Annotated in this window: 16 protein-coding genes and 1 pseudogene; 16 read left to right on the forward strand and 1 reads right to left on the reverse strand. The window is 60.1% G+C overall.

Annotated elements, in window-relative coordinates:
• The first annotated feature begins 7 nt into the window (after nucleotides 1–7).
• From EDE09_RS14880 to EDE09_RS14895, 4 genes are all read left to right on the forward strand, one after another.
• Nucleotides 8–880 carry an NAD(P)-dependent oxidoreductase gene (locus tag EDE09_RS14880; RefSeq protein ID WP_132411304.1) on the forward strand — a complete coding sequence of 291 codons (873 nt, stop codon included), beginning with the start codon at nucleotides 8–10 and terminating at the stop codon, nucleotides 878–880.
• 187 nt (nucleotides 881–1,067) lie between these two features.
• Nucleotides 1,068–1,772, forward strand: a complete 705-nt coding sequence (locus tag EDE09_RS14885) for a GntR family transcriptional regulator (RefSeq protein ID WP_112800583.1) — start codon at nucleotides 1,068–1,070, stop codon at nucleotides 1,770–1,772.
• Nucleotides 1,773–1,900: 128 nt separating this feature from the next.
• On the forward strand, nucleotides 1,901–3,313 hold the full coding sequence (locus EDE09_RS14890; RefSeq protein ID WP_105373099.1) for an aminomethyltransferase family protein: 1,413 nt from the start codon (nucleotides 1,901–1,903) through the stop codon (nucleotides 3,311–3,313).
• A gap of 89 nt (nucleotides 3,314–3,402) precedes the next feature.
• The gene (locus EDE09_RS14895) at nucleotides 3,403–4,326 is read left to right on the forward strand and encodes a methylenetetrahydrofolate reductase (protein WP_132411306.1); all 924 of its coding nucleotides are present in this window, start codon (nucleotides 3,403–3,405) and stop codon (nucleotides 4,324–4,326) included.
• Nucleotides 4,327–4,397: 71 nt separating this feature from the next.
• Here the strand turns inward: EDE09_RS14895 and EDE09_RS14900 are convergent, their stop codons facing one another.
• Complete coding sequence (locus tag EDE09_RS14900; protein ID WP_105373097.1) at nucleotides 4,398–5,210, reverse strand: MBL fold metallo-hydrolase; 813 nt, start codon at nucleotides 5,208–5,210, stop codon at nucleotides 4,398–4,400.
• 191 nt (nucleotides 5,211–5,401) lie between these two features.
• Between EDE09_RS14900 and EDE09_RS14905 the strand changes: the two genes are divergently transcribed.
• The 12 genes and pseudogenes from EDE09_RS14905 to pbpC all read left to right on the forward strand — a co-directional run bounded on the left by EDE09_RS14905 (nucleotide 5,402) and on the right by pbpC (nucleotide 24,312).
• Nucleotides 5,402–6,490, forward strand: a complete 1,089-nt coding sequence (locus EDE09_RS14905) for an acyltransferase (protein WP_132411308.1) — start codon at nucleotides 5,402–5,404, stop codon at nucleotides 6,488–6,490.
• 49 nt (nucleotides 6,491–6,539) lie between these two features.
• Nucleotides 6,540–7,118, forward strand: a complete 579-nt coding sequence (locus tag EDE09_RS14910) for a DUF2239 family protein (RefSeq protein ID WP_245505147.1) — start codon at nucleotides 6,540–6,542, stop codon at nucleotides 7,116–7,118.
• Nucleotides 7,119–7,262: 144 nt separating this feature from the next.
• On the forward strand, nucleotides 7,263–8,066 hold the full coding sequence (locus EDE09_RS14915; protein WP_132411312.1) for an SDR family NAD(P)-dependent oxidoreductase: 804 nt from the start codon (nucleotides 7,263–7,265) through the stop codon (nucleotides 8,064–8,066).
• A gap of 301 nt (nucleotides 8,067–8,367) precedes the next feature.
• Nucleotides 8,368–10,224: a TRAP transporter large permease subunit gene (locus EDE09_RS14920; protein WP_132411375.1), complete on the forward strand. Its 1,857-nt coding sequence runs from the start codon at nucleotides 8,368–8,370 to the stop codon at nucleotides 10,222–10,224.
• A gap of 47 nt (nucleotides 10,225–10,271) precedes the next feature.
• Entirely contained in the window at nucleotides 10,272–11,291 is a 1,020-nt protein-coding gene (locus tag EDE09_RS14925) for a TRAP transporter substrate-binding protein (protein WP_132411314.1), read from the forward strand.
• Between the two features lie 35 nt (nucleotides 11,292–11,326).
• The gene (locus EDE09_RS14930; protein WP_132411316.1) at nucleotides 11,327–12,208 is read left to right on the forward strand and encodes an IclR family transcriptional regulator; all 882 of its coding nucleotides are present in this window, start codon (nucleotides 11,327–11,329) and stop codon (nucleotides 12,206–12,208) included.
• Nucleotides 12,209–12,224: 16 nt separating this feature from the next.
• Nucleotides 12,225–13,394, forward strand: a complete 1,170-nt coding sequence (locus EDE09_RS14935; RefSeq protein ID WP_105373092.1) for an acetyl-CoA acetyltransferase — start codon at nucleotides 12,225–12,227, stop codon at nucleotides 13,392–13,394.
• Nucleotides 13,391–15,034: pseudogene (locus tag EDE09_RS28660) on the forward strand (acyl-CoA synthetase); the annotation flags it as partial. The gene EDE09_RS14935 and the pseudogene EDE09_RS28660, both read left to right, overlap by 4 nt.
• 534 nt (nucleotides 15,035–15,568) lie before the next feature.
• Nucleotides 15,569–15,886, forward strand: a complete 318-nt coding sequence (locus tag EDE09_RS28665; RefSeq protein ID WP_245505150.1) for a DUF296 domain-containing protein — start codon at nucleotides 15,569–15,571, stop codon at nucleotides 15,884–15,886.
• Nucleotides 15,887–15,895: 9 nt separating this feature from the next.
• Nucleotides 15,896–16,642 (forward strand): SDR family NAD(P)-dependent oxidoreductase, encoded by a 747-nt coding sequence (locus EDE09_RS14945; RefSeq protein WP_132411318.1) that lies wholly within the window; start codon nucleotides 15,896–15,898, stop codon nucleotides 16,640–16,642.
• Between the two features lie 137 nt (nucleotides 16,643–16,779).
• Nucleotides 16,780–22,215 (forward strand): alpha-2-macroglobulin family protein, encoded by a 5,436-nt coding sequence (locus EDE09_RS14950; protein ID WP_132411320.1) that lies wholly within the window; start codon nucleotides 16,780–16,782, stop codon nucleotides 22,213–22,215.
• A gap of 15 nt (nucleotides 22,216–22,230) precedes the next feature.
• Nucleotides 22,231–24,312 (forward strand): penicillin-binding protein 1C, encoded by a 2,082-nt coding sequence (gene pbpC, locus EDE09_RS14955; protein WP_132411322.1) that lies wholly within the window; start codon nucleotides 22,231–22,233, stop codon nucleotides 24,310–24,312.
• Nucleotides 24,313–24,379: the final 67 nt, after the last annotated feature.

Here is a 24,379-nt window from a genome sequence, read left to right on the forward strand (position 1 = left end):
TACGGCTATGAGGATCGCATTTCTGGGATTTGGCGAAGCGGCACGCGCCTTTCACGACAGTCTTGCGCCGAAGCTCGATAACGGCGAATTCCGCGCTTATGACCTCCTGCTCGATGATGCCGAGAGGGCGGGCGAGATGCGGATGGCGATGGGGAGCCGTGGGGTCCGGCCGGAAGCATCACCTGCGGGACTTGCGGATGCCGAGTGGATCTTCAGCGCCGTGACCGCCGACCAGAGCCTCAAGGCTGCCCAGTCGATCGCGCCGTATCTCGGTCAAAGCGCGCTACTGATCGACATCAATTCTGTCTCGCCCGGCCGCAAACGGGAGACTGCCACGCTTATCAACGAGACGGGCGCCGGTTATCTCGACATGGCCGTCATGGCCCCGGTCCATCCGAAGGGGCACGCGACCCCGGTACTTCTTGCCGGCAGAGAGGCAGGAAAATTGTTGGGGCACTTTCGCAGTCTCGGTTTCGAGGCGGATTTGGTTGGTGACGCGCCTGGAGCGGCGACTGCCATCAAGATGGTGCGTTCCGTGTTTGTCAAAGGACTGGAAGCGATCACGGTCGAGGCCCTCCTGGCGGCAGAGGCATCTGGCTGTTTCGAAGAGATATTGTCATCCTTGTCTCGGAGCTTCCCTGGCCTCGATTGGTCCAGATTCGCCGACTACCAGTTTGAACGAACCACGCGCCATGGCCGCCGTCGTGCAGCTGAAATGAGGGAAAGCGGCGTGACGCTTGATGCCCTGGGCCTCAACGGCGGGCTTGCCCGGGAAATTGCCGCCGTGCAGGACGAGATGGCAGCAACCGGCCCAAAAACTGCGGGAAATCTCAGGCAGACAGTCGCGCGCGTTCTGGCTGCCCGCCGTCAGTCGAGATAGCGTACTCATCCTCCAGCCCCTGTCTCTGATCTGCCGGTGCTGGGCATGCACAGCCAGGCTGTATACATGGCGCTTGGCCAATTGATCAGATGTGGCTAAGATTTCGGGATCGAGGGGTGGGGCTGTGCCGACCTCGCCGCAGAGCACAGGTGCTGATTTGGAAGAAACTTCGAGAAACACTCATACGATGCGGGCTCTGATGGAGTTGCGCAAGAAGATATTGAGCGGCGATTATCCCGGAGGCACCCGGCTTTTCGAGGTTCCGCTGGCGGAGACGCTGCAAATTTCCCGCACACCCGTCCGCGAGGTTATGTCGCGTCTTGCCGAGGAGGGATTGCTTGATCGGCTCACGAACGGTGGCTTCGTCGTACGCAGCTTCACCTACGCGGACGCCGTGGACGCCATTGAGCTGCGCGGAGTCCTGGAGGGAACGGCAGCGCGGCTTGCCGCTGAGCGCGGGGCGTCGCAGGCGGGAATAGATCAGCTTCATGAAATCCTGGCGCGGCTCGAGACATGTTTCGGGGATGGCCCGGACGAGGTGAACCTGGAAGCCTATTCCGAGGCGAATGCAAAATTCCATGCGGCTCTGGTCGCACTTTCCAACAGCCCAGTCATCCAGCGGGAAGTGGAGCGAGCGACGCGCTTGCCCTTCGCGTCGCCATCGGCATTTCTTTCCAGCCGAACGCATGTTGCGGCGTTCCGGCAGTCTCTGCATATCGCTCAGGACCAGCACCGTTCTCTGGTTGCTGCGATCGTCGGGCGGGAGGGAGCGCGAGCAGAATTTCTCGCGCGGGAACATGCGCGCATTGCCCGCAAGAACCTCGAATACGCAGTCTATGAGAATCCCGAGCTGCTGCTGACCGTCCCCGGCCTCGTTCTGCTCAACTCCTGATGCAGCACCACGTTTGCACTTCCGACGGCGCAGGCCGGAGGCTGCGCTGACCTCGAATATTTTCCCTTGAATTTCCTCCCAGATGGCGTCATGTATACATTAAACTTCATGCCATAGGGAGGAATTCTATGACCAAGGCCAATCTCACCCAAGTTTTGAAGGATGCGGGCAACACGGTCACGCATCTTCGCAATTCCAAAACAGGGATCTATGTATACCCTGTGGTTGCTCCAGAATTCTCCAACTGGCGCTCCGAACAAGCTGCTTGGCGGCAAACGGCTGTTCTTTTCGACCAGTCCCATCACATGGACGAACTTGTCGTCGAAGGCCCCGATGCCGCTAGGTTCCTGGAGAGCCTGGCGATCAACAGCTTCGCCAATTTCGGTGTCGACCGCGCCAAACACTACGTTCCGGTCACGCCGGCCGGTCATGTCATAGGTGACATGATCATCTTCCGCGAAACCGAGGAGAAGTTCGTTCTCGTCGGTCGCGCGCCGACTGCCAATTGGCTGCTCTACAATGCTTCTCTCGGCAAATATAATGTCAAGCTGACACACGATCCGCGATCTCCCTCCCGTCCGGACGGCAAAGAGGTCACCCGCATCCACTATAGGTTCCAGATCCAGGGACCGGACGCGCCGAAGGTCTTCGAAAAGATGAACGGCGGGCCGATCCCGGAGATCAAGTTCTTCCACGTCGACTGGATCAATGTCGGCGGCCGCAAGGTTCAGGCTCTGCGCCACGGCATGGCCGGCGCTCCGGGTCTCGAAATCTGGGGTCCCTATGCGGAGAAGGACGAAGTCCGCGCCGCCATCATCAAGGCAGCTGAAGAAGCCGGCGTCGACCTGCGCCCGGTCGGCAGCCGCGCCTACGCCACAAACACCCTGGAATCCGGCTGGATTCCGTCGCCGCTTCCGGCGATTTACACCGGTGATGAACTGCAAGGATATCGCGACTGGCTTTCTGCCCAAAGCTATGAAGCCAGCGGCTCGATCGGCGGCAGCTACGTTTCCGACAATATCGAAGACTATTACCTGAACCCCTACGAGCTGGGTTATGGCGTCTACGTCAAGTTCGACCACGACTTCGTCGGCCGCGCCGCCGTCGAAAAGCAGAAGGCAACCCCGCAGCGCCGCAAGGTCACCTTCGAATGGAATTCCGACGACGTCGTCAAAATAATTGCCTCGGCCTTCCAGCCGGGCGAACAGGCCAAGAAGTGGATCGACTTCCCACTCTCCAACTACGCCTCCTCGAGCTTCGACAAGGTTCTGAAGGACGGCAAGGTCGTCGGCCTGTCGATGTTCAACGGCTATAGCTACAACGAGCGTTCAATGCTGTCGCTCGGCGTCGTTGATGCTGACATCAAGGAAAACGATATCCTGACGCTCGTCTGGGGCGAGCCCGACGGCGGGACCTCCAAGACCTCTGTTGAGCAAGGCCACGGCCAGGCCGAGATCCGCGTTCGCGTCGCTGCAGTGCCCTACGCACAGGAAGCACGTGAAAATTACGCCGAAAGCTGGCGCACAAAGAAAGCCCTCTGATCTTCAGGCGTGCGAGAACATGGGTCTCGCACGCCGCTCCGTCCATCTTGGCCGGAGGTTCATTCGGATTAGACGGGGGAGGATCGATTATGGCACTTTTGAATCTTTTCAAGGGAAAGCAGGAGGAGAAATCCACCGAGCCGGCTGGCTTCAGGGATCTCATCACTGACTACTCCATCGAAGTCATGCCGCGCACAGCGGCTAAAATAGAAGACTTCAAGGTCCTTCTTCCAAAAGGCACGCGGGTCTATATCGCCCATATCGATGGCACGCCAATCGAAGATATGGTTTTAACGGCCAAGCGTCTGGCCAAGGACGGTTTTGCGGTGATGCCGCACTTCCCATCCCGCATCATTCCAAGTGTCGCAACGCTTGAAGATTGGATCAAGCGTTACAGAAACGAAGCCGGTGTCGATCAGGCGTTGTTGCTCGGGGGTGGGGTGACGACGCCGGCAGGCGATTTCGACAGCTCGATCCAGCTGATCGAATCCGGTCTATTCGATCGCTATGGCTTCAAACGCCTGCATGTCGCTGGCCATCCGGAAGGCAACAAGGACATAGATACCGGCGGCGGTACGAAGATCGTCGACGAAGCGCTGCAGTTCAAGCAGGCTTTTTCCCAGCGCACCGATGCGGAGATGGCAATCGTCACCCAGTTTGCTTTCGATGCCAAACCCGTGATCGCCTGGGCGGAGCGGATTGCTGCGGCCGGCATCAAGTTGCCGATCCATCTCGGCGTCGCCGGACCGACCAAGCTGCAGACATTGATCAAGTTTGCTGTCTCCTGCGGTGTTGGTGCCTCGTTAAGCGTGTTGCAGCGGCGTGCGATGGATCTCAGCAAGCTGCTGGTGCCATATGAGCCCACCGATTTTCTGACGGAGATCGCCGAATACAAAGCGGCTCATCCGGAAAGCCTGATCGACCGCATCCATGTCTTCCCGCTTGGTGGTATTCGTGCCGGCGCCGAATGGATGAATGAACAGATATCCGGGGAGCGCGCGATCACGCCGTGATGGCGTCAGTCGGGCAAGGCATCAATCGCAGATGTCGCAGACACGAGTGTTCTCGGCCGACAGATTGCCTATCACTGGTTGGGGTTCTTGATCCGATCGATATAGCGGCGCGCAGAGCGCGCCACGATATCCTGCCCGCCTTGTCGCACATTCTGGTGAGAGAAGGCGCCGTAGATTCGTTCGAAAGGCCATGGCGCCAATCGTTCGGCGACATCCGCTACCTCCGCGGCACTGAGCGGCAGCATGTTGGGGTAACTCCACATGAATGACACGTGATCTGCTCCCGGAGTTACCTGGACGATGTCTCCAGCAAGCAGCACGCCCTGCCCATCTTCGCCGGCCCAATGCAATACGGTACCGCCGGCGAAATGTCCTCCGCCATGAACAAGCGTGACGGCGGAGGAAAGGACGAGAGCATCCTCTTCCCATAGGCGGATGTAATCAGAGGAACGGCAGATCCATTCTTTATCCGCGGCGTGAAGATAAATAGGCGCGTCGAATGCGGCGGCCCAGTCCTGCATCGTCGTGTAGTAGTGAGGGTGCGAGATGGCAATTGCGCTCAGGCCGCCAAGCGCGTGGATAATTGCTTTAGTTGCTTCGTCAAGCAGAGCAATGCAATCCCAGAGCACGTTTCCGGCCGGCGTATGCAGAAGCAGCGCACGCTGGTTGATGGCGAAGGCCGGAACAGTCTGGATGGCCATCAATCCCGGCTCGAGTTGAAACCACGTATTCCGGTGTGCGAGAGCAAGTTTTTCCGGCGTCGTCCAAACCTGTCCGGAGGTCGGCACATATTGGCGCTCGTCGGCGCAGATCCGGCATGTTCTTGGTGGATGCTCGCCGTCATCGAAGGATGTGCCGCAGGCGGAGCAAACAAAGATCGTCATGGGAATCCTCCTCGATGTCCTGACCGAATCCGCTCGCAAGACAAGAGGAAACGCCATTCACGGCGGAAAGGGAAGACGTTGCGTGCGGGAAGATCTCACCGGTCAGATCTATTCATATTCTTTCCGATGGATTCACGGTTTTCAAAGGCTCATTCCATAAGATGCCGCAAATTGTCCTGTGAGAGGTGTCGATGACGATTGGGAAGACGCCACGTATCCTTAACCTGGATCTGCTGCGCCTCATTTCGGCACTGATGGTGCTGCTGTTCCACTACGGATTCCGCATGCAGATTTCCGGGGAGGGCGGCGGCATCGGTTTTCCGGAGCTTGCGCCGCTGGCCATGTGGTTCGACACCGGCCTCCTGATCTTCTTTGCCATTTCCGGCTATGTCATCACGATGTCGGCAGAAGGACGTTCGGCTTACGAATTTGCGGTCGGGCGGGTGGCCAGGCTCTGGCCGACTTTTATCGTCTGCGCGACGATTACCGCCATCGTTCTGACAGCCATGCCGGTACCGTCCCTCCAGCCCCCGACGCTTGAGCAGTGGATGGCGCATGCTGTCATCCTGTCAAGAGCGCTAGGCCAGCCTTTCCTCGATGGTGCCTATTGGACGATTGCGTACGAGATCATCTTCTACGGTTGGATATTTCTGCTGATTGCAACAGGCTTTTTCGACCGCGGCTGGCGCATGCTCATCCTGCTGTGGCTTAGCATTTCCGCTTGCAATGAAATTGCAATCGGAAGCGGCGTCCTGCAAAAACTGCTGATCACAGAGTATTCCGGTTACTTCGCCTTCGGCTTGGTGCTCTACAAAACCCAGCGGCATCGTTCGGCTGGAAATCTTTGCGTCCTCGGCGCAGCCGCTATCTGGGCCATGTTTACGCCTTTCCTCACCGAATCGGATTTCGTCGAGACCTATGGCCTGAGCCGGCAGGTTGTCGGCCTGGCCATTATAGGTCCGGCAGCGCTTGCGGTCATGACCATTGCCGCGCTCTCGCCGTCACTGCGGATTGCTCCTGGCCTGGCTATGGGCCTGGGCGGACTGACCTACCCCCTTTATCTGCTCCATCAAAACATCGGCTACTCCGTCTTCGCTCATTTCGGCACGGAAGATGATCGTTGGATAGTCGGCGTCGCGTTGGTTGCGGTCCTCTTCCTCCTGTCATGGCTGATCGCCAGGGGGTTGGAACCGGCCGCTCGGCGGGTCATCATCCAATTCGCCCGGCGGCTCGAGGATGGCGTCTCTCGTCTGAGGCAGCGGGCAATCCAAGCCGATTGACCCTGCAGTTTTACCCGGATAAATCATTTCCGAAATGAGGAGAAGCGGGGTGAAGCTCAGTTGGACCGCCTTTCAGGGCGATAAACGCATCGTCGGCGGCTCGCCGGTCGAAGTCGTCACGGCATTGAAAGCCGAGGAAACAAGCGGAGTTCTGATCTTCGATGACGCTACTGGGCGGCCAGTCGATCTCGACCTGCGTGGGGATGTGGAGGAGTGCCTTGCGCGCCTACCGACGGGCGCCGAAAGTTCCGTTGAGCCGACGGAACGGCGGCCGGGGCGTCCGAAGCTTGGTGTCGTCGCTCGCGAAGTGACGCTGTTGCCGCGGCATTGGGAATGGCTTAACCGGCAACCGGGAGGTGCATCCGTCGCATTGCGGAAACTGGTCGAATCTGCGCGGGCTGCCGGTGATCCCGACAATCGCAAGCGACAGGCTCAGGAGGCTGCCGATCGCTTCATGCAGGCGCTCGCTGGCGATCAGCCGGGCTACGAAGAGGCGGCTCGAGCGCTCTATGCAGGGCAGGCTGACCGGTTTGCCGATCTGGTCGCGCCATGGCCGAAGGATATCCGCGACCATGCCAGACATCTGGCCGAAGGTGCTTTCGCGACTTCGAGCCCTGAGCAAGAATAGCGATTGCGGCAATGCTTCGGCAACTGGCTCAGCCAAGCGGGCACGTTTCTGCACATATCCTGTTCGGGATTGAACATGGACCGGCAGCTCCGAGGTGCTTAAGTTGCGTCTCGCCGTCTGGAGGGCGAGCGGGAGGATTAACGCATGGATCGCATGAAGAACAAGATCGTCGTCGTGTTCGGCGCGGGGTCAGTAGGACCTGGCTTCGGAAACGGCAAGGCGGCGGCTGTTGCCTACGCTCGCGAAGGCGGAAGCGTCGTCTGTGTCGACGTCAACAGGGACGCTGCCGAGAATACTCTTGAGGTGATCGAATCCGAGGGTGGCGTCGGTCTGGCGCTTGCCGCTGATGTGACCAAATCCGATGATATCGCTGCCGTAATCGAAAAGACCATGGGGCGGTTCGGTCGCATTGATGTGCTGCACAACAATGTCGGCATCAATCTTCCGGGCGGTGCCGCGGAGGCGACCGAGGAAAGCTGGCGGCGCGTGATCGACGTCAATCTGACCAGCGCTTTCCTGACCTGCAAGGCGGTCTTGCCGATTATGGAGCGGCAGGGAGGTGGTGCTATTATCAATATCTCGTCGCTCGCATCCATCAGGTGGACCGGCTATCCCTATGTTTCATATTATGCATCGAAGGCAGGCCTCAACCACTTCACGCGGGCCATCGCGATCGAATATGCCGCAAAAGGCATCCGCGCCAACACGATCCTTCCCGGCGTCATGGATACGCCTCACATCCAGAAGCAGATAAGTGGCTATTATGGTTCGGCGGAAGAAATGAAAGCCAGACGCGATGCTCTGGCACCTATGAAAAAGCAGGGAGACGGCTGGGACATTGCTTGGGCCTCCGTCTTCCTTGCCTCTGATGAGGCGAAATACATCACCGGCGTGGAATTGCCGGTGGACGGAGGTCTGCATGTCACGGTCTCCGGGAGCATCACCTGAGCTGATTCTTGTTCCATGATATGAACCAGAAAAGAAGATTTTTCCTTCTGTACCGATTTTACGCTTGCCTAGTTGACGAAGCTCGCGCAGAGTTTGGGGAGTTCGGAGAGAACCAGGTCCAGAAAGTGGACTATTGTTGAGGCTGGAGGAGCCTGAGACAGGGAGGAACGGCGACGCCGGTGAGGAGGCGTTGCGGTTTCAAATTCGCGGTGAGCCGCTTTCCCCGTCTGCTTTCGGCCTTCGCGTGCGCCTGTTCGGAGGAGGGTGAGTTGTGACGGCAGCGAACAACGTGATCGAGTCCATGGACGAGGCTTCGTTGCTTGCCGGCCTTGAAGGTGTAGCTCCACAGCAGCGCGGGTCGATCTGGATGCGTCCCGTGGAGTGGGTCGCAGCCATGCTGCTTGTGGCGGTGATTGGCTTGCTTCTGACCGGGGTCGTTTCGCGCTATGTCTTTTCGCTTCCGATCGTCTGGATCGACGAGGTTGCCTCGATTTCCTTCCTCTGGCTCGCAATGCTCGGAGCCGCAATGGCGGTCGACCGCAATGAGCATCTGAGGCTTACCCTGTTCGTGGGGATGCTGCCCGGAAGGCTGCAGGACCTGGCCCATACCCTGACGATGCTATTAATGGCGGTGTTCCTCGCGGCCATGCTGCTGCCCGCCTACGAATATGCAATCGAGGAGTCCTTCATTACGTCTGCTGCGCTCAATATCCCGATGAGTTTTCGAGCAGCCGCTTTGCCTGTTGGTATCGCCCTGATGCTGATCCTGGCGCTGGCCAAGGGGCTTAGAGGGTCAAGCGTCAGGCGCGTTGCCGGTAGTATAATTCTGATCGCGGCAATCACAGGTCTTCTGTGGGTTGCGGGACCCAGTCTCAAGCAGATCGGCAACTGGAATATTCCAATCTTTCTGGTCGGCTTCGTGGGATTGTTTCTGGTGCTCGGCGTGCCGATAGCCTTCTGCTTCGGCCTCGGAACGCTCGCCTTTCTCACCTTCACCACTTCGGTACCGGTTTTCGTGATGATCGGTCGCATCGACGAAGGCATGTCGAGCATTATCCTGCTCTCGGTGCCGATCTTCGTCCTTCTCGGCTGCATCCTCGACGCGACAGGCATGGGCAAGGCGATCGTCGAATTCCTGGCCTCGCTGCTTGGGCATGTGCGCGCCGGCATGTCTTATGTGCTGCTCGGGTCGCTTTTTCTCGTTTCCGGTATTTCCGGTTCTAAAGTATCGGACATGGCGACGGTTGCGCCGGCGCTGTTTCCCGAAATGAAACGGCGCGGTCACAAGCCGCCGGAGATGATTGCGCTGCTCGCGACCGGGGCGGCCATGGCCGAGACCGTGCCTCCTTCGATCGTGTTGATCGTGTTGGGATCAGCAGCCGGAGTTTCCATCGCGGGCCTGTTTACGTCCGGCTTTGCAATCGCCATGGTGCTGCTCCTGGTGTTGGCTGTCCTTGCCCGGTGGAAATCGCGGCATGAATCCATGGCCGGCGTGCGCCGGGCGCCGTTGCCGGTCGTCAAGAAAGCCCTTCTGGTCGCGGCGCCGGCCCTCGTGCTGCCTTTCCTGATCCGCACGGCGGTCGGTGAGGGCATTGCAACCGCTACCGAAGTTTCGACCATCGCCGTGCTTTACGCCATGATCATTGGCGTCCTGCTTTATGGCGGCATCAGCTATGGCCGGCTATATTCGATGCTGGTTGAGACCGCGGCACTTTCCGGTGCAATTTTGATGATCCTGGGAGCTGCTTCGGCCATGGCGTGGGCGCTGACGCAGACCGGTTTTGCCGCCCAGCTCGTTGATGCGGTGCAGGGACTGCCGGGCGGCTGGATGACCTTCATGGGCGTCACCATCCTCATCTTTCTGGTGCTCGGCTGCGTGCTCGAAGGGCTGCCGGCGATCGTGCTGATGGCACCGATCATGTTCCCCGTCGCTCGCTCGCTCGGCATCAACGACATTCACTATTCCATGGTGGTGGTGACGGCGATGAATATCGGTCTCATGACCCCTCCGATCGGCATCGGTTTCTACATCGCGTGTAAAATCGGCAATGTTTCGCCGGACGAAGCCATGAAGGCCATCTGGCCCTATATCGGCGCGCTGATGATCGGCCTTCTGGTGATCGCAGCTGTGCCCTATTTTTCCACCGCCTTTTTGTGAGAGGGCAGGAAACGCATAACCGGGAACTGAAATCGGAGGAGGATTTCATGAACGTCAATCGCAGAACTATTCTTTTGGGCGCGGCCACGACCGGTCTCGCCACCACATTTTCGATCCGCACGCGGCCCGCGAATGCCGCCGAGTTCACCTACAAGTTCGCGAACAACCAGGCTTTGACCCACCCGATGAACATTCGCGCCAAGGAAGCGGTGGCGAAGATTCAGGAGGAGAGCGGCGGCCGCATGGCGATCAACATCTTTCCCTCGAGCCAGCTCGGTGCCGATACCGACATGCTGAGCCAGGTGCGTTCCGGCGGCGTCGAAATGTTCAGCCTGTCGCCGATCATTCTTTCGACGCTCGTCCCGAATGCGTCGCTGAACGGTGTAGGGTTCGCGTTCCCCAGCTACGATCAGGTCTGGCCGGCGATGGACGGCGAGCTCGGCAAATACGTCCGCGGAGAGATCGAGAAGAAGGGCCTGCTGACGCTTGAGAAGATCTGGGACAACGGTTTCCGCCAGATCACTTCATCCAAGGGACCGATCGAGTCTCCGAAAAACCTCGAAGGGTTCAAGATTCGCGTGCCGGTCAGCCCGCTCTGGACCTCGATGTTCACCGCCTTTGGTTCGGCACCGGCATCGATTAACTTCGCAGAGACCTATACGGCCCTGCAGACCGGCATCGTCGATGGCCAAGAAAATCCGCTTGCCATCCTTGCGACTGCGAAGCTTTACGAAGTGCAGAAATATGTCTCGCTGACCAACCACATGTGGGACGGTTTCTGGATCCTGCTCAACCGCCGCTCCTGGCAGGCGCTACCTGAAGACCTGCAGCAGATCGTCGCCAAGCACTTCAACGCGGCAGCCGAGCTGCAGCGCAAGGACGTCATGGCACTGAATGCCACCGTCCAAGTGGAGCTCGAGAGTAAGGGTATGAAATTCAACAAGCCGGACGGTGCGCTTTTCCAGGAAAAGCTGCGCAGCGCGAATTTCTACAAGGACTGGAAAGCCAAGTATGGTGACGAAGCCTGGGCGATCCTGGAAAAAGCCGTCGGCAAAACGCTGGGCTAAGCAGGACTAACCAGGCGCCAGATAGAGGCTCATCTATGGAGCGGAATGTGGAAATCCCGTCGATCCTGTCGGAGAGCGCGGCTTCGGGAACCGGCGCGCAAGCGGTGGAACGGGCTTTGCAGCTACTTTCCATCGTCGGCCGCCGTGCGGAAAAGGGCATTGCCCTTGGCGATGTGGTTTCCGAAAGCGGATTGAACAAACCCACCGCCCGGCGATTGCTCATGGCGTTGATGCGGTCCCGCCTGGTGGAACAGGATGAGCTAACCCGCCGGTATTATCTCGGAGGGGAGCTCTACGTGCTCGGCATGCTGGCTTCGCGCCGGCATGGCCTGCTGGAAATGGCTGGCGAAAGCCTGAAGCGGCTTTCCGCCGCGTCAGGCGACACCAGTTTCGTTTCCATGCGGCGCGACGATTATGCCGTCTGCCTGCATCGCGAGGAAGGGGCGTTTCCAGTCCGAACGCACGCTCTTCTCGCGGGCGATCAAAATCCACTGGGTGTCGGTGCGGGGTCGCTTGCTATGCTCGCGGCTCTGCCGGATGCAGAAGTGGCGGCGATAATCGACCGAATAGAAGGGGTCGTCGCGGCCCAGTATCCCGGCTATTCTCCGGAAATCATCGGCAGAGATGTCGCCCGGACGCGCGAACAGGGCTACGCCTTGAACCCAGGAAGAGTGATTGCCAATTCCTGGGGAATAGGAATGGCGATCCTGCTGCCGGATGGCCGTCTCGCCGGGGCGTTGTCCATAGCGGCCATCGACAGCCGCATGAATGAAATGCGGCAGAAAGAACTGATGGCACTGCTGCGCCAGGAGGTGGAGCGAGTCCAAGGCAAGCTGAAGGCGCTTTTCGGCGGCGAAAAAGCGCCGATTCCAAAGCCGCAGCTGGCGGCGCGCACACGGGCGCCAGAACGGGTCTGAAACAAGGGAGAAGGTCATGGCAGGAGCACAGATCGTCGGTTGGGCTCATTCGAAATTCGGCAAGTCCGAAGCCGGATCGACCAGGGAGCTGATGGCCGAGGTGATCAATCCGGCGCTCGAACACGCGGGGATCACGGCAAGGGACGTCGACGGGATCTTCGTCGGGGTGTTCAACAACGGCTTTTCCAAGCAGGACTTTCAAGGCGCTCTCGTCGCGATGGCTGCCGACGGATTGGACCACGTGCCTGCGGTGCGGATGGAGAACGCCTGCGCAACGGGTTCGGCGGCCCTTTATTCAGCGCTCGATTTTATCGCCTCCGGCCGAGGCAAGATCGCCCTCGTCGTGGGCGCGGAGAAAATGACGGCGCTCCCGACAAAGGAAACGGGCGATATATTGCTTTCCGCTTCCTATCGCGAAGAGGAGGCGGATGTCGAAGGGGGGTTTGCAGGCCTCTTCGGACGCATCGCCAGCCACTATTTTCAGCGGTACGGTGACCGTTCAGAAGAGCTGGCGATGATCGCCGCGAAGAACCATGCAAACGGCGTGAAGAACCCTTATGCGCATATGCAGAAGGACTTCGGCTTCGATTTCTGCAACACCGTGTCGGACAAGAATCCTTACGTAGCAGCGCCGCTGCGCCGTACCGATTGTTCGCTGGTATCGGATGGAGCAGCCGCATTGGTCATCGCGACACCCGAAGTTGCCGCCGGCATGAAACGGGCTGTCGCCTTCAAGGCGCGCAACCATGCCAACGACATCCTCGCCATGTCGCGGCGCGATCCGATCGCCTTCGAGGGAGCGCGCAGGGCCTGGCAGAAATCGCTTGGTGAGGCGGGTGTGTCGCTCGACGATCTAGATTTCGTCGAAACGCACGACTGCTTCACGATCGCAGAACTCATCGAATATGAAGCCATGGGACTTGCGGCACCCGGAGAGGGTTATCGGGTTATTCGTGAAGGCATTACCCGCAAGGATGGCCGTTTGCCGGTAAATCCATCGGGCGGGCTCAAATCCAAGGGGCATCCGATCGGCGCCACTGGCGTCTCCATGCATGTGATGGCGGCAATGCAACTCTGTGACGACGCAGGCGAGATGCAGATTCCGAACGCCACCCTTGCCGGGGTTTTCAATATGGGCGGTGCGGCTGTCGCCAACTACGTCTCCATTCTGGAGCGGACGAAATGAACGCCGTCACTTCGGTGTCTGCCAGTAATCCTGCCGAGCCGAAGGGAGGGCTTGTGCCCTGCTCGACACGAGTCATGAATCTCGCGCATTTCGTGACGCAGGCCAGGCGCCGCGATCCCCGGGGGGTGGCACTCGTCTGGGCGGAGAAGACCTGGACATGGGAGGAATTCGAGACGCGTATCGATGCCATGGCCGCTGCCTTGCAACAGCGCTTTGGGGTCTCCAAGGGTGACCGCATCCTGGTTCAGTCGCAGAACTGCAACCAGATGTTCGAATCCATGTTCGCCTGTTTCCGGATTGGCGCTGTCTGGGTGCCGACCAATTTTCGGCAGACCCCGGAAGAAGTGGCCTATCTCGCCAAGGCCAGCGGCGCCAAGGGCATGATCTGCAACGTCTCTTTTCCCGATCACGCGCGCGTGTCGCGCGAGACGAGTGCCCAGATCGGGTTCGTGATCGCCATCGGCGAAGCGGAATTCGGTCCCTCATACGACGAAATTGTCGAGGAATTTCTTGGACGGGCGGCTCTCGATGAGCGGGTCGAGAGAGATGATCCTTGCTGGTTCTTCTTCACCTCGGGTACGACGGGGCGGCCCAAGGCGGCGGTGTTGACCCATGGCCAGATGAATTTCGTGGTTAATAACCATCTCTGCGACCTGATGCCGGGCGTTACTTCCGCCGATGCGGCTTTGGTCGTCGCGCCGCTGTCGCATGGGGCCGGCGTGCACCAGTTGACCCAGGTTGCGCATGGGGCGAAGACGATCCTGTTGCCGACCGAAAAGTTCGACATCGATGCGGCATGGGCGCTGATCGAGAAATGGCGCGTCTCGACCATGTTCACCGTGCCGACGATCCTCAAGCTCCTGGTCGAGCACCCGGCGGCGGAGAAATACGATCACTCCTCGCTGCGGTATGTGATTTATGCGGGTGCGCCGATGTACCGCGAGGATCAGAAACGGGCGCTGAAGAGCCTGGGATCCGTCATCGTGCAGTATTTCGGTCTCGGTGAGGTAACGGGCGCGATCACCGTTCTGCCGCCGGCTCTTCATTCGGCGGAAGACGGGGAAGGCGTGAAGATCGGGACCTGCGGTATGGAACGTACCGGCATGCAGGTGTCGATCCAGAATGATACAGGTGAAGAGGTCCCGCCCTTCGAGACTGGGGAAATCTGCGTCGTCGGACCGGCGGTCTTCGCCGGATACTACGATAATCCAGAAGCGAACGAAAAAGCGTTCCGCCACGGTTGGTTTCGAACGGGTGACCTTGGCCACATGGACGATCAAGGCTTTCTCTATATCACCGGGCGTGCATCCGACATGTACATATCCGGCGGCTCGAACGTCTATCCCCGCGAGATCGAGGAGAAGCTGCTCACCCATTCTGCGATCAGTGAGGTGGCGGTGCTCGGCGTGCCGGACCCGCTTTGGGGGGAGGTGGGTTATGCGGTCTGCGTCGTAAAGCCCGGCACGACCGTTACAGAAGCAGAGATGCTTGCATTCATCGACGGCAAGATGTCTCGCTACAAGATCCCGAAACGCTTCATCTTCTGGGATGTGCTGCCGAAATCCGCCTATGGCAAGATCACCAAGAAGATGATCCGCGAAGAACTTCAGGCGAGAGGCGAGCTTGATCACAAGCCGGCTCATGAAAAACCGATGCTGCGTCAGCTCAAACATCCGGGACCTGTAGCGCCAATCCGGCATGAGGCGGTGCGGACTGAATTGAGGCCTGTCGAAGGCGAGCTGCGACCGGGCGAAGTCTTTCTCGCCGGCGTAGCGCGAGTTTTTGCAGATGCGGGCTGCAAAGGCGGTTTCGTCAATATCGAAGGCGGAGCCTGCGACCCGTTCAGCTACGTGCTTCCGGCCTTTTCCCCGGACGAGGACCATGCCGCCTGGTACAGCGCGACTTTTGCGCCGTCGGCGGGCGGCAGATTCGAGAAGGCCACCGCCATATTCGGCGAACGCGATGGTGTGCCCTTCCTTCATTGCCACGGTATCTGGGATACAGGCGAGAACAGGCTTCGAATGGGCCATGTCCTGCCGTTCGACAGCGTGGTGAGTGAGCCAGTCACGGTCAAGGGCTACGGCAGCGCAACCGCTACCTTCGATTCGATCCCCGACCCGGAAACAAATTTCACCCTGTTTTCCGCCAAGGGCGAAAGCGGGTCAGGCAATGGCATGCTGCTGCGGGTGCGGCCGAACGAAGATATCGCAACGGTAATCGAGGACGTGTGTCATCAGCACGGGATTGAAAGCGGGAGGATCTTCGGCATCGGCAGCATCAATGAGCCGGTGTTCGAGGATGGGAGACGAGTTGCCTGCCTGGCGACCGAGATCGCTGTCGAGACGGGGCTGCTGGAACAGACAGCCGAGGGGCCGCGCGCAACGCTGGATGCGGCGGTCGTCGATACGGACGGCGTCATCTACCAGGGGCGGCTTGCGCGCGGCGATAATCCGGTTGGCGTCACCTTCGAATTGGTCATTGTCGGAAACTAGGAGAATGGCATGCGAAGTGTCGTCGTGACGGGTGCGGGATCGGGTATCGGCCTTTCGACGACGGAGCTTCTGATTGACGCCGGCTGGCATGTCATTGCCGCCGACCGGGATGCCTCGGCCCTCGCGCGTCTGGGCGAGCGGCTTAGCAATCGTCACGCGATCACGCTTGCGCCGCTTGATGTGACGGACGAAGCGGCGGTCGCGCAGTTGGCCGACCGATGCCGAACGCTCAATGCGCCGCTGGCCGCGCTCGTCAATAGCGCAGGTATTGCCGCCAATGCGCGTTTTGCCGATACGACGACCGACATGCTGCGGAAGATCTATGAGGTCAACGTTATCGGCGCCTTTGCGCTATCGCAGGCGCTGGCCCCGGTTCTCAGGGAGAATGGCGGCGGTTCGATTGTCCATATTGCCTCGGTTTCCGGGATAAAAGGCAATCTCGGTCGCTCGGCTTATGGCGCTTCCAAGGGCGCGTTGATCACGCTGACGAAGATCATGGCCGTTGAACTCGCTGACGACCTGATCCGCGTCAACGCGATCGCACCCGGGCCGATAGAAACCCCGATGGTCAAGGAAAACCATACTGCGGTGACACGGGAGGAATGGCAGCGCACGGTTCCATTGCGTCGTTATGGTCAACCGGAGGAGATTGCATCGGCTATCGCCTTCCTCGTTGACGGCGAACAGTCCTCCTATGTGACCGGCCAGATCCTGGCCGTAGATGGTGGTTTTACGGCAGCCGGACTGATGGCCTGATCCGATCCGGCACAGTTTTCCTGTATGACAATATCTTCATGAAAAGGGGTGCGTGAACCGCCTTAGTTTCGTTTGACAAGTTCCCGCACACATCGGAAAACTGGCGCATTCAACGACAGCCATTGGGGGGACGGTTCATGTCCAGGCGCGCGTTTTTCGGCTTTTCCGCTCTTCTCTTTTCCGCATTCGCTCTCGCCTTGCCGTTGACGGCTGCGGAGCGGCGTATCGAGAGCACACCGGATAGCGACTATCTCGGTTTCGATCTCAGAACCGTGAAGAACGTCAGCCAGCCGCAATGCGAGGCGGCGTGCATCGGCGACAATGCATGCAAAGCCTTCACCTATAACGTCAAGGCCAAGTGGTGTTTCCTGAAGACGGACTACGGCCAGCTCAATCCCTTTCCCGGCGCCGTGGCGGGCAAGATCGTTGACGTCGCCACGGAGCCGGACATAGGCGCACCACAAAAGCTCTCTTTCCTGTCCGAGGACCTGCTGCAGCAGGCCAGGGAGCAGAAAGAGGGCCTGACGCTCGGGGATAACCAGCAGGGTTATGGTGTCGAAAACCTGAAGACGATCGCCCAGGCGGAACTCCTCCGCGGCAATGTCGATACCGCGATCTACAATCTCAAAGGTGCGCTTACGTTGACCCCCGATAATGGTGCGCTCTGGATCGAGCTGGCGCGTGCTGCCGGCACCGCAAGGGACGATAGCGAAGGTACCCTTGCTGCGATCAACGGCTACCAGCTGTCCCGCACGGCCCAAAGCCGCGCCGATGCACTGGCGGTTCTTGGAGCAGCGCTTACCAAGCAGCAGAATTACCGCTCTGCACTGAATGCCTATAAAGCGAGCCTCGCGTTGGTGAAGGCCCGTACCGTGCAGACGGCCTACAATGACCTTCGCGAGCGCCAGGGTTTCCGCGTGACGGGTAATACGGTCGATGCGGACAGCGCCAATCCGCGCGCCTGCGTGCAATTTTCCGAGCCGCTGGTGAAAGCCGGTGTCGATTACGCTCCGTTCGTGGTGCTCAACGGCCAGGCGCCGAAGGCTATGGAAGCCAAGGACAACCAGATCTGCGTCGAAGGTCTGACGCACGGCCAGCGATACAAGCTATCGCTCCGCCGCGGCCTCCCGTCATCGGTCGACGAGCCGCTCGTCGCCCAGATCGATCTTGATCTCTACGTCAAGGACCGGTCGGCGACGGTACGCTTCACCGGCGACAGTTTCGTCCTGCCTTCGACGGCCCGCCGCGGCATTCCGATCGTTTCGGTCAATACGGAAAAGGCAGACCTGAAGCTCTACCGGATAGGCGACCGGAATATCGCCTCGCTTCTCGCCAATTCGCAGTTTCTCACCCAGATGGACGGCTACAATGCCGGCCAGATCGAGCAGCAAAGCGGCGAGCTCGTCTGGCAGGGAACGATTGATATTGGCACCGAACTCAACAAGGATGTGGTGACGAGCTTGCCGGTCGATGAAGCGTTGCCCGCCCGAAAGCCGGGCGTCTATGTGCTGACGGCGGCCGCTTCCAATACGGTCTCGCAGGAATGGGACAGCAAAGCGACGCAATGGTTCGTCGTTTCCGATATCGGTCTTACCACCTATGCCGGTACGGACGGCCTGCATGTCTTCGCCCGCTCGCTTGGTTCCGCCAAGCCGATCAGCGGCGTCGATCTTCAGCTTCTTGCCAAGAACAATGAAATCCTTGGCACCGCGAAGACGGATGCGGATGGCCGCGCGGTTTTCACTGCCGGCTTGATGCGCGGCACCGCAGGGATGGTGCCGGCGGTCCTGACGGCACAGAACAGCGGCCAGGATTTCGTCTTCCTCGATATGACCCGCGCCGGTTTTGATCTCTCGGACCGCGGCGTAACAGGCCGCCCGGCGCCGGGTGCCATCGATGTCCTGCCTTGGACGGAACGGGGCATCTACCGCCCCGGCGAAACGGTTTACGCCAGTACCCTCGCCCGCGATGTCGATGCCGCGGCCATCGAAAATCTACCGCTCACCTTTGTCTTCCTGCGTCCGGACGGCGTCGAGGATCGACGGATGGTCAGCAATGGTTTGCTCGGCGGCTATGCCGTGAGCCTGCCGCTGCAGCAGACGTCCATGCGTGGCACCTGGACAATGCAGATCTTCACGGATCCGAAGGGCTCCGCAATCGGCGAAAAGACGTTCCTCGTCGATGACTTCGTGCCTGATCGCATCGAGTTCGAGATGGCGAGCGATGCGAAGGAGATCGAAGCGGGCAAGCCGGCGTCGATCAACGTCGACGGGCGCTTCCTTTATGGTGCGCCCGCAGCCGGTCTCAATCTGGAAGGTGAGATTGCGCTGAAGCCTACCCGGGAAAATTCGGCGTTTCCCGGCTATCAATTCGGATTGGCGGATGAAGAGGAAACCGAGACGGTAAGGATACCGCTCGATGAGCTGGAGCCGACCGATGAGGATGGGAAATCGATCATCGAAGCGCTGGTGAGCGAAATCCCATCGATCACGCAGCTTGTCAACGCAGATATTGTCGTGCGGATGCAGGAGGCAGGTGGCCGGGCCGTCGAGCGCACGATGACCTTACCCGTCAAGTCAGAGGGCTCTCGTATCGGGATCAAGCCGGAGTTTACGGGAGATCTGGCAGAAAATTCGGTCGGCAATTTCACGGTCATCGTCGTGGGCGCCGACGGCAATAAGCAGGTGATGCGCGGCCTTTCGTGGAAGCTCATCAAGGTCGACCGCGACTACCAATGGTATCGCGACGGGTCTTCCTGGCGTTTCGAGCCGGTAACGCGCACGAGCCAGATTGCCGATGGTGCCGTCAACGTCACCGCCGATGGCGGCCGGATCTCCGTCCCGGTCGGCTGGGGACGTTACAGGCTCGAGGTCGAGACTGCCGATGTCGGCGGACCCGCGTCGAGCGTGGAATTCGACGCCGGCTGGTTCGTGACCGCGACCTCGACCGAAACGCCGGATGCACTGGAAATCGCTCTCGACAAGCCGAGCTACAAAATCGGCGACACTGCGAAGCTCAAAGTCTCCTCGCGTTATGCCGGAGAACTGATGCTGACGGCAGGCTCTGAAGAGCTGATCACCGTGCAGGCGGCGAGCATGGGCGAGCAGGGCGGTGAGGTGGAAATTCCCGTCACGGCGGCTTGGGGCGCCGGCGCCTATGTAACAGCTACGCTCTATCGTCCGGGCGAGGCACAGCAAAGCCGGATGCCGATGCGCGCGATCGGTATCACATGGTTGAAGGTCGATCCGGAAAATCGGGACCTGCAGGTCTCGGTTGATGCGCCTGAAAAGACGCTGCCGCGTCAGCCGCTCGATATTTCCGTGCAGGTAGCCGGAGCCGGGGCAAATGAAAACGCCTATGTAACGGTCGCCGCGGTCGATGTCGGTATCCTCAACCTGACGCGCTACGAGCCGCCGGCACCGGACGACTGGTATTTCGGCCAGCGCCGCCTCGGGATTGAGATTCGCGACATATACGGCCGGCTTATCGACGGCTCGCTCGGCGCCACCGGCCGCCTGCGCACCGGCGGTGATGGCGGCAGCATTGCCCTGCAGGCGAGCCCGCCAAAGGAGAAGCTGGTGGCCTTTTTCTCAGGCCCCGTAAAACTCGACGCCGAGGGCAAAGCAAAAGTTTCCTTCGATATTCCGCAGTTCAACGGCACCGCCCGCATAATGGCGGTCGCCTGGTCGAAATTGGGGGTCGGACATGGCGTCAAGGATGTGATCATCCGCGACCCGATCGTGGTAACCGCAAGCATGCCGCGTTTCCTCGCCCCTGGAGATCAGGGCAATCTGCGTCTCGATATCGCCAACACGGATGCGCCGGCCGGCGACTATCAGCTTACTGTCATGACGACCGATCCGGTCTCAGTCGGGCAGAACGGGAGCAAGAACCTAAAGCTCGCAGCAGGCGGAAAGGCAAATCTCACAATCCCGCTTTCCGGTATCGAACCGGGCAATGGTGAGGTCTATGTGCGTCTGGCGAGCGTTTCAGGACCTTCCGTGTATCAGCAGCTTGATATCCCGGTGCGGCCGGCGTCGATGCCCATTACGGAGCGTCGGCTTGTTGAGCTTCGGCCCGGGGCGAGCCTCACAGTTGATTCCAACTTGCTTGCGGACAGTGTCCTGCCCGGGGGCTCCGTCAGTGTGAATGTCAGCCGGTCGAACGCCTTCGACATTCCGGCGCTGCTGATGGGCCTCAGCCGTTATCCATACGGCTGCGCCGAACAGACCACGAGCCGCGCGCTTCCGCTTCTTTATCTCAGCGAAATGGCGGTGCAGAACGGGTTGGCCGACAATGCGGATATCAAGAAGCGGGTGCAGGACGCCATCTATCGCGTGCTTTCGTACCAGTCCTCGGCCGGCAGTTTCGGCCTCTGGGCTCCGGGCGGCGGCGATTTGTGGCTCGATTCCTATGTGACGGACTTCCTCTCTCGTGCCCGAGAGCAAGGTTACGACGTTCCGGAAAAGACGTTGGTTCAGGCGTTGGAGAACCTGCAGAATACGCTCGGCTATACCAACAACATCAAGGACCAGGGCAACGAAATCGCCTATGCGCTCTACGTGCTCGCGCGAAACCGGAAAGCCGCGATCAGCGATCTGCGCTACTACGCGGACACGGCGCTCAATGACTTCCCGACGCCTCTCGCCAAAGCCCATATTGCTGCGGCGCTGGCGCTTTACGGGGATGCCCAGCGCTCAAAGAGCATTTTTGCAGATTCCCTGCAGATGTCGGAACAGGCGCAGATCCATAAGGTGAGCCTGGCTCGCTCCGACTATGGTTCGTCGTTGCGGGACGGCGCAGCGGTCCTGGCACTGGCCGCCGAGAGCAAACCCGTGTCGCCGATCGTGCCGGCGCTGGCGAATATCGTTGCCAAGGAGTGGGCCGCCAAGAAATATACCAGCACCCAAGAACAGACCTGGATGCTGCTCGCCGCCCGTGCTCTGCAGAACGGCGACGACAGCCTGCGGCTTAACGTCAATGGCGCTTCTCACCGCGGGACGCTGATGTCGCAGATGACGGGTGACGCGCTGATCGACCATCCGGTAACGATCAGGAACGACAGCGGCGAAACCCTTTCCGCGGCGATCACCACGGTTGCGGCGCCTGCCCAGCCGCTTCCTGCCGGTGGCGAAGGTTTCGAAATCTCCCGAACCTATTACAATATGGATGGCGAGGAAGTGAATGTCAGCGAGGCGCAGCAGAATGAACGTTACGTGGCGGTGCTGACCATCACCGAGACGAACGAGTGGCCGTCGCGCATCGTCGTGACCGATCTGCTGCCGGCCGGTTTTGAGATCGACAATCCGAGCGTCGTCAACAGCGCCAACCTTTCGAATTTCGATTGGCTGGAGGAGGTTCAGGCTGCGCATACGGAGTTCCGCAACGACCGTTTCGTTGCCGCATTCGATCGCAGCGCCGGCGATAATCGCCAGATCACGCTCGCCTATGTCGTGCGCGCCGTGACGCCGGGCGTTTATGACCATCCGGCGGCGCAGGTCGAAGATATGTACCGGCCGCAGTTCTCGGCGCGGACTGCAACTGGCAAGATGGAGGTGCTCGCCGCGCAATAGCGGCGGCTCGATCCCATGAAACGCAGGTGGAAGCTCTCGATCGGCATCGGTGCCGGCTTGGTCCTCGTGGCCGGGCTGGTCGCCGGTCTTGATGCCGCCGACCGGGCCTTCCCGCCGCCGCTTGAAAAGGCGCAGGTCGTCTCGACCGAAGTGCTGGACGCGGATGGTGTGCTGTTGCGGGCCTTTGCCACGCCGGAAGGTCGCTGGCGACTGAAGACCGCAGCGGAGGACGTCGATCCTCGGTTTATCAAAATGCTGGTTGCCTATGAAGATCAGCGTTTCTACGACCATGCAGGCGTCGACCCTCTGGCTCTCGGCCGGGCGGCGCTGCAATTCATCACGAACGGCCGCATCGTTTCCGGAGCCTCCACGCTTTCCATGCAGGTGGCTCGGCTGATAGAGCCGCGCGAAACCCGTTCCTTTTCTGCAAAGCTCATTCAGCTTGTCCGTGCTCTGCAAATAGAGCGGCGCTTGAGCAAGCAGGAGATTTTCGAAATCTATCTCACCCACGCGCCTTATGGCGGCAACCTGGAAGGGATTCGTGCCGCAAGCCTCGCCTATTTCGGCAAGGAGCCGCGCCGATTGACGGTGGCGGAAGCAGCCCTGCTCGTGGCCCTGCCGCAATCGCCTGAAGGCCGGCGTCCGGATCGGCATGCCCAAAGCGCGAAGGCAGCGCGTGAGCGGGTGCTGGTGAGGTCGGCCGTCGCGGACTTGACGGGCGAGGGCGAGGCGGAGCGTGCCCTGAGCGAGGCAATCCCGCTGCGGCGGCTGCAATTGCCGGCCTATGCCGCGCATCTTTCCGAAGCGGCTACTCGAAAGCGACCGGATATCAAACAGCACAAGACGACGCTCAGACGCGGCATCCAGCAGGGACTGGAACAAGTCGCCCGCGAGGCGACCTCCAGGCTCAGCCCCCGGGTTTCGCTCGCGATGGTCATGGCGGATGTGACGACCGGCGCAATCGTCGGCGAGGTGGGTTCCGCGGACTATTTCGATGCGAGCCGTTCAGGCTGGATCGATATGACGCGGGTTCTGCGCTCGCCTGGCTCGACCCTGAAACCATTCATCTACGGACTAGCCTTCGAGCAGGGGATCGTCTCCCAGGAGACGATCATTGAAGATCGGCCGGCGGATTTCTTCGGCTACCGGCCGAAAAATTTCGACATGAGCTACCAGGGCGACGTCAGCATACGGCAGGCACTTCAATTGTCGCTCAATGTGCCGGCCGTGCGTCTGCTCGATGCGGTCGGGCCGTCACGGCTGATGATCCGTTTCCGGCGAGCCGATATACGGCCGGTCCTGCCACCAAATGAGGCACCCGGTCTGGCAATCGGGCTTGGCGGCGTCGGCATCACGCTCAAGGATCTCGTGCAGGCTTATGCCGCGCTGGCAAATCAGGGACAGCCCGTCTTGCTCGGAAACGGGGTCGATCGGGCGCCGGGTCTCATCGAGGGCGAGCCATTGCTCGAGCCGCAGGCTGTCTGGCACGTCGCAGATATTCTGTCGGACGTTCTGCCGCCACAGGGGAGCCCGAGACTCGGCATCGCCTATAAGACTGGCACGAGCTACGGCTATCGTGATGCATGGTCCGTTGGCTATGACGGTCGTTATGTGCTCGGAGTCTGGGTCGGTCGGCCGGACAATGGGGCGGTGCCGGGCATTGCCGGCTATCAAACCGCTGCGCCGATCCTCTTCGAAGCCTTTTCCAAATCAGGCGTTCCGATCGCGCCTTTGCCGTCGGCTCCTGCTGGTGTCGTGCGGCTTGCGCAGGCCGATCTTCCGATCAGCCAGCGACGCTTTTCGATGACGGCGGCCGGCCTCATCTCGGCCTCAACTCGAGAGCCGCCGCCGCAGATCGTCTATCCCCCCGAAGGGGCAAGGGTCGATCTTGGCGCTCGGTCCGGGCAAATCTCGCCGCTGGCACTGAAACTGCAGGGCGGGCGGGCGCCCTTCCGCTGGCTGGCGAATGGAAGACCGCTCACCGATTTGTCGCGTCGGCGAACCAATCAATGGATGCCGGAAGGGGCAGGCTTTTCGACACTGACGGTGATTGATGCCGTGGGAAGAGCCGCGAGCGTCAGGGTATTCGTGGAGTGAAAGCTGTAACCTTCCCCGAAGGGGAGGTCGCCGCGAAACGGTGGGTGGGGTGTAATCTTTCAGATGG

Source organism: Neorhizobium sp. S3-V5DH (assembly GCF_004343065.1).
In the GTDB taxonomy this organism is placed as follows: domain Bacteria; phylum Pseudomonadota; class Alphaproteobacteria; order Rhizobiales; family Rhizobiaceae; genus Neorhizobium; species Neorhizobium huautlense.

Excerpts from the sequence above, each read along its gene's own strand:
- EDE09_RS14880 (WP_132411304.1), top strand. The coding sequence starts at position 8 with ATGAGGATCGCATTTCTGGGATTTGGCGAAGCGGCACGCGCCTTTCAC.
- EDE09_RS14885 (WP_112800583.1), top strand. The coding sequence starts at position 1,068 with ATGCGGGCTCTGATGGAGTTGCGCAAGAAGATATTGAGCGGCGATTAT.
- EDE09_RS14890 (WP_105373099.1), top strand. The coding sequence starts at position 1,901 with ATGACCAAGGCCAATCTCACCCAAGTTTTGAAGGATGCGGGCAACACG.
- EDE09_RS14895 (WP_132411306.1), top strand. The coding sequence starts at position 3,403 with ATGGCACTTTTGAATCTTTTCAAGGGAAAGCAGGAGGAGAAATCCACC.
- EDE09_RS14900 (WP_105373097.1), bottom strand. The coding sequence starts at position 5,210 with ATGACGATCTTTGTTTGCTCCGCCTGCGGCACATCCTTCGATGACGGC.
- EDE09_RS14905 (WP_132411308.1), top strand. The coding sequence starts at position 5,402 with ATGACGATTGGGAAGACGCCACGTATCCTTAACCTGGATCTGCTGCGC.
- EDE09_RS14915 (WP_132411312.1), top strand. The coding sequence starts at position 7,263 with ATGGATCGCATGAAGAACAAGATCGTCGTCGTGTTCGGCGCGGGGTCA.
- EDE09_RS14920 (WP_132411375.1), top strand. The coding sequence starts at position 8,368 with ATGGACGAGGCTTCGTTGCTTGCCGGCCTTGAAGGTGTAGCTCCACAG.
- EDE09_RS14925 (WP_132411314.1), top strand. The coding sequence starts at position 10,272 with ATGAACGTCAATCGCAGAACTATTCTTTTGGGCGCGGCCACGACCGGT.
- EDE09_RS14930 (WP_132411316.1), top strand. The coding sequence starts at position 11,327 with ATGGAGCGGAATGTGGAAATCCCGTCGATCCTGTCGGAGAGCGCGGCT.
- EDE09_RS14935 (WP_105373092.1), top strand. The coding sequence starts at position 12,225 with ATGGCAGGAGCACAGATCGTCGGTTGGGCTCATTCGAAATTCGGCAAG.
- EDE09_RS28665 (WP_245505150.1), top strand. The coding sequence starts at position 15,569 with ATGCTGCTGCGGGTGCGGCCGAACGAAGATATCGCAACGGTAATCGAG.
- EDE09_RS14945 (WP_132411318.1), top strand. The coding sequence starts at position 15,896 with ATGCGAAGTGTCGTCGTGACGGGTGCGGGATCGGGTATCGGCCTTTCG.
- EDE09_RS14950 (WP_132411320.1), top strand. The coding sequence starts at position 16,780 with ATGTCCAGGCGCGCGTTTTTCGGCTTTTCCGCTCTTCTCTTTTCCGCA.
- pbpC (WP_132411322.1), top strand. The coding sequence starts at position 22,231 with ATGAAACGCAGGTGGAAGCTCTCGATCGGCATCGGTGCCGGCTTGGTC.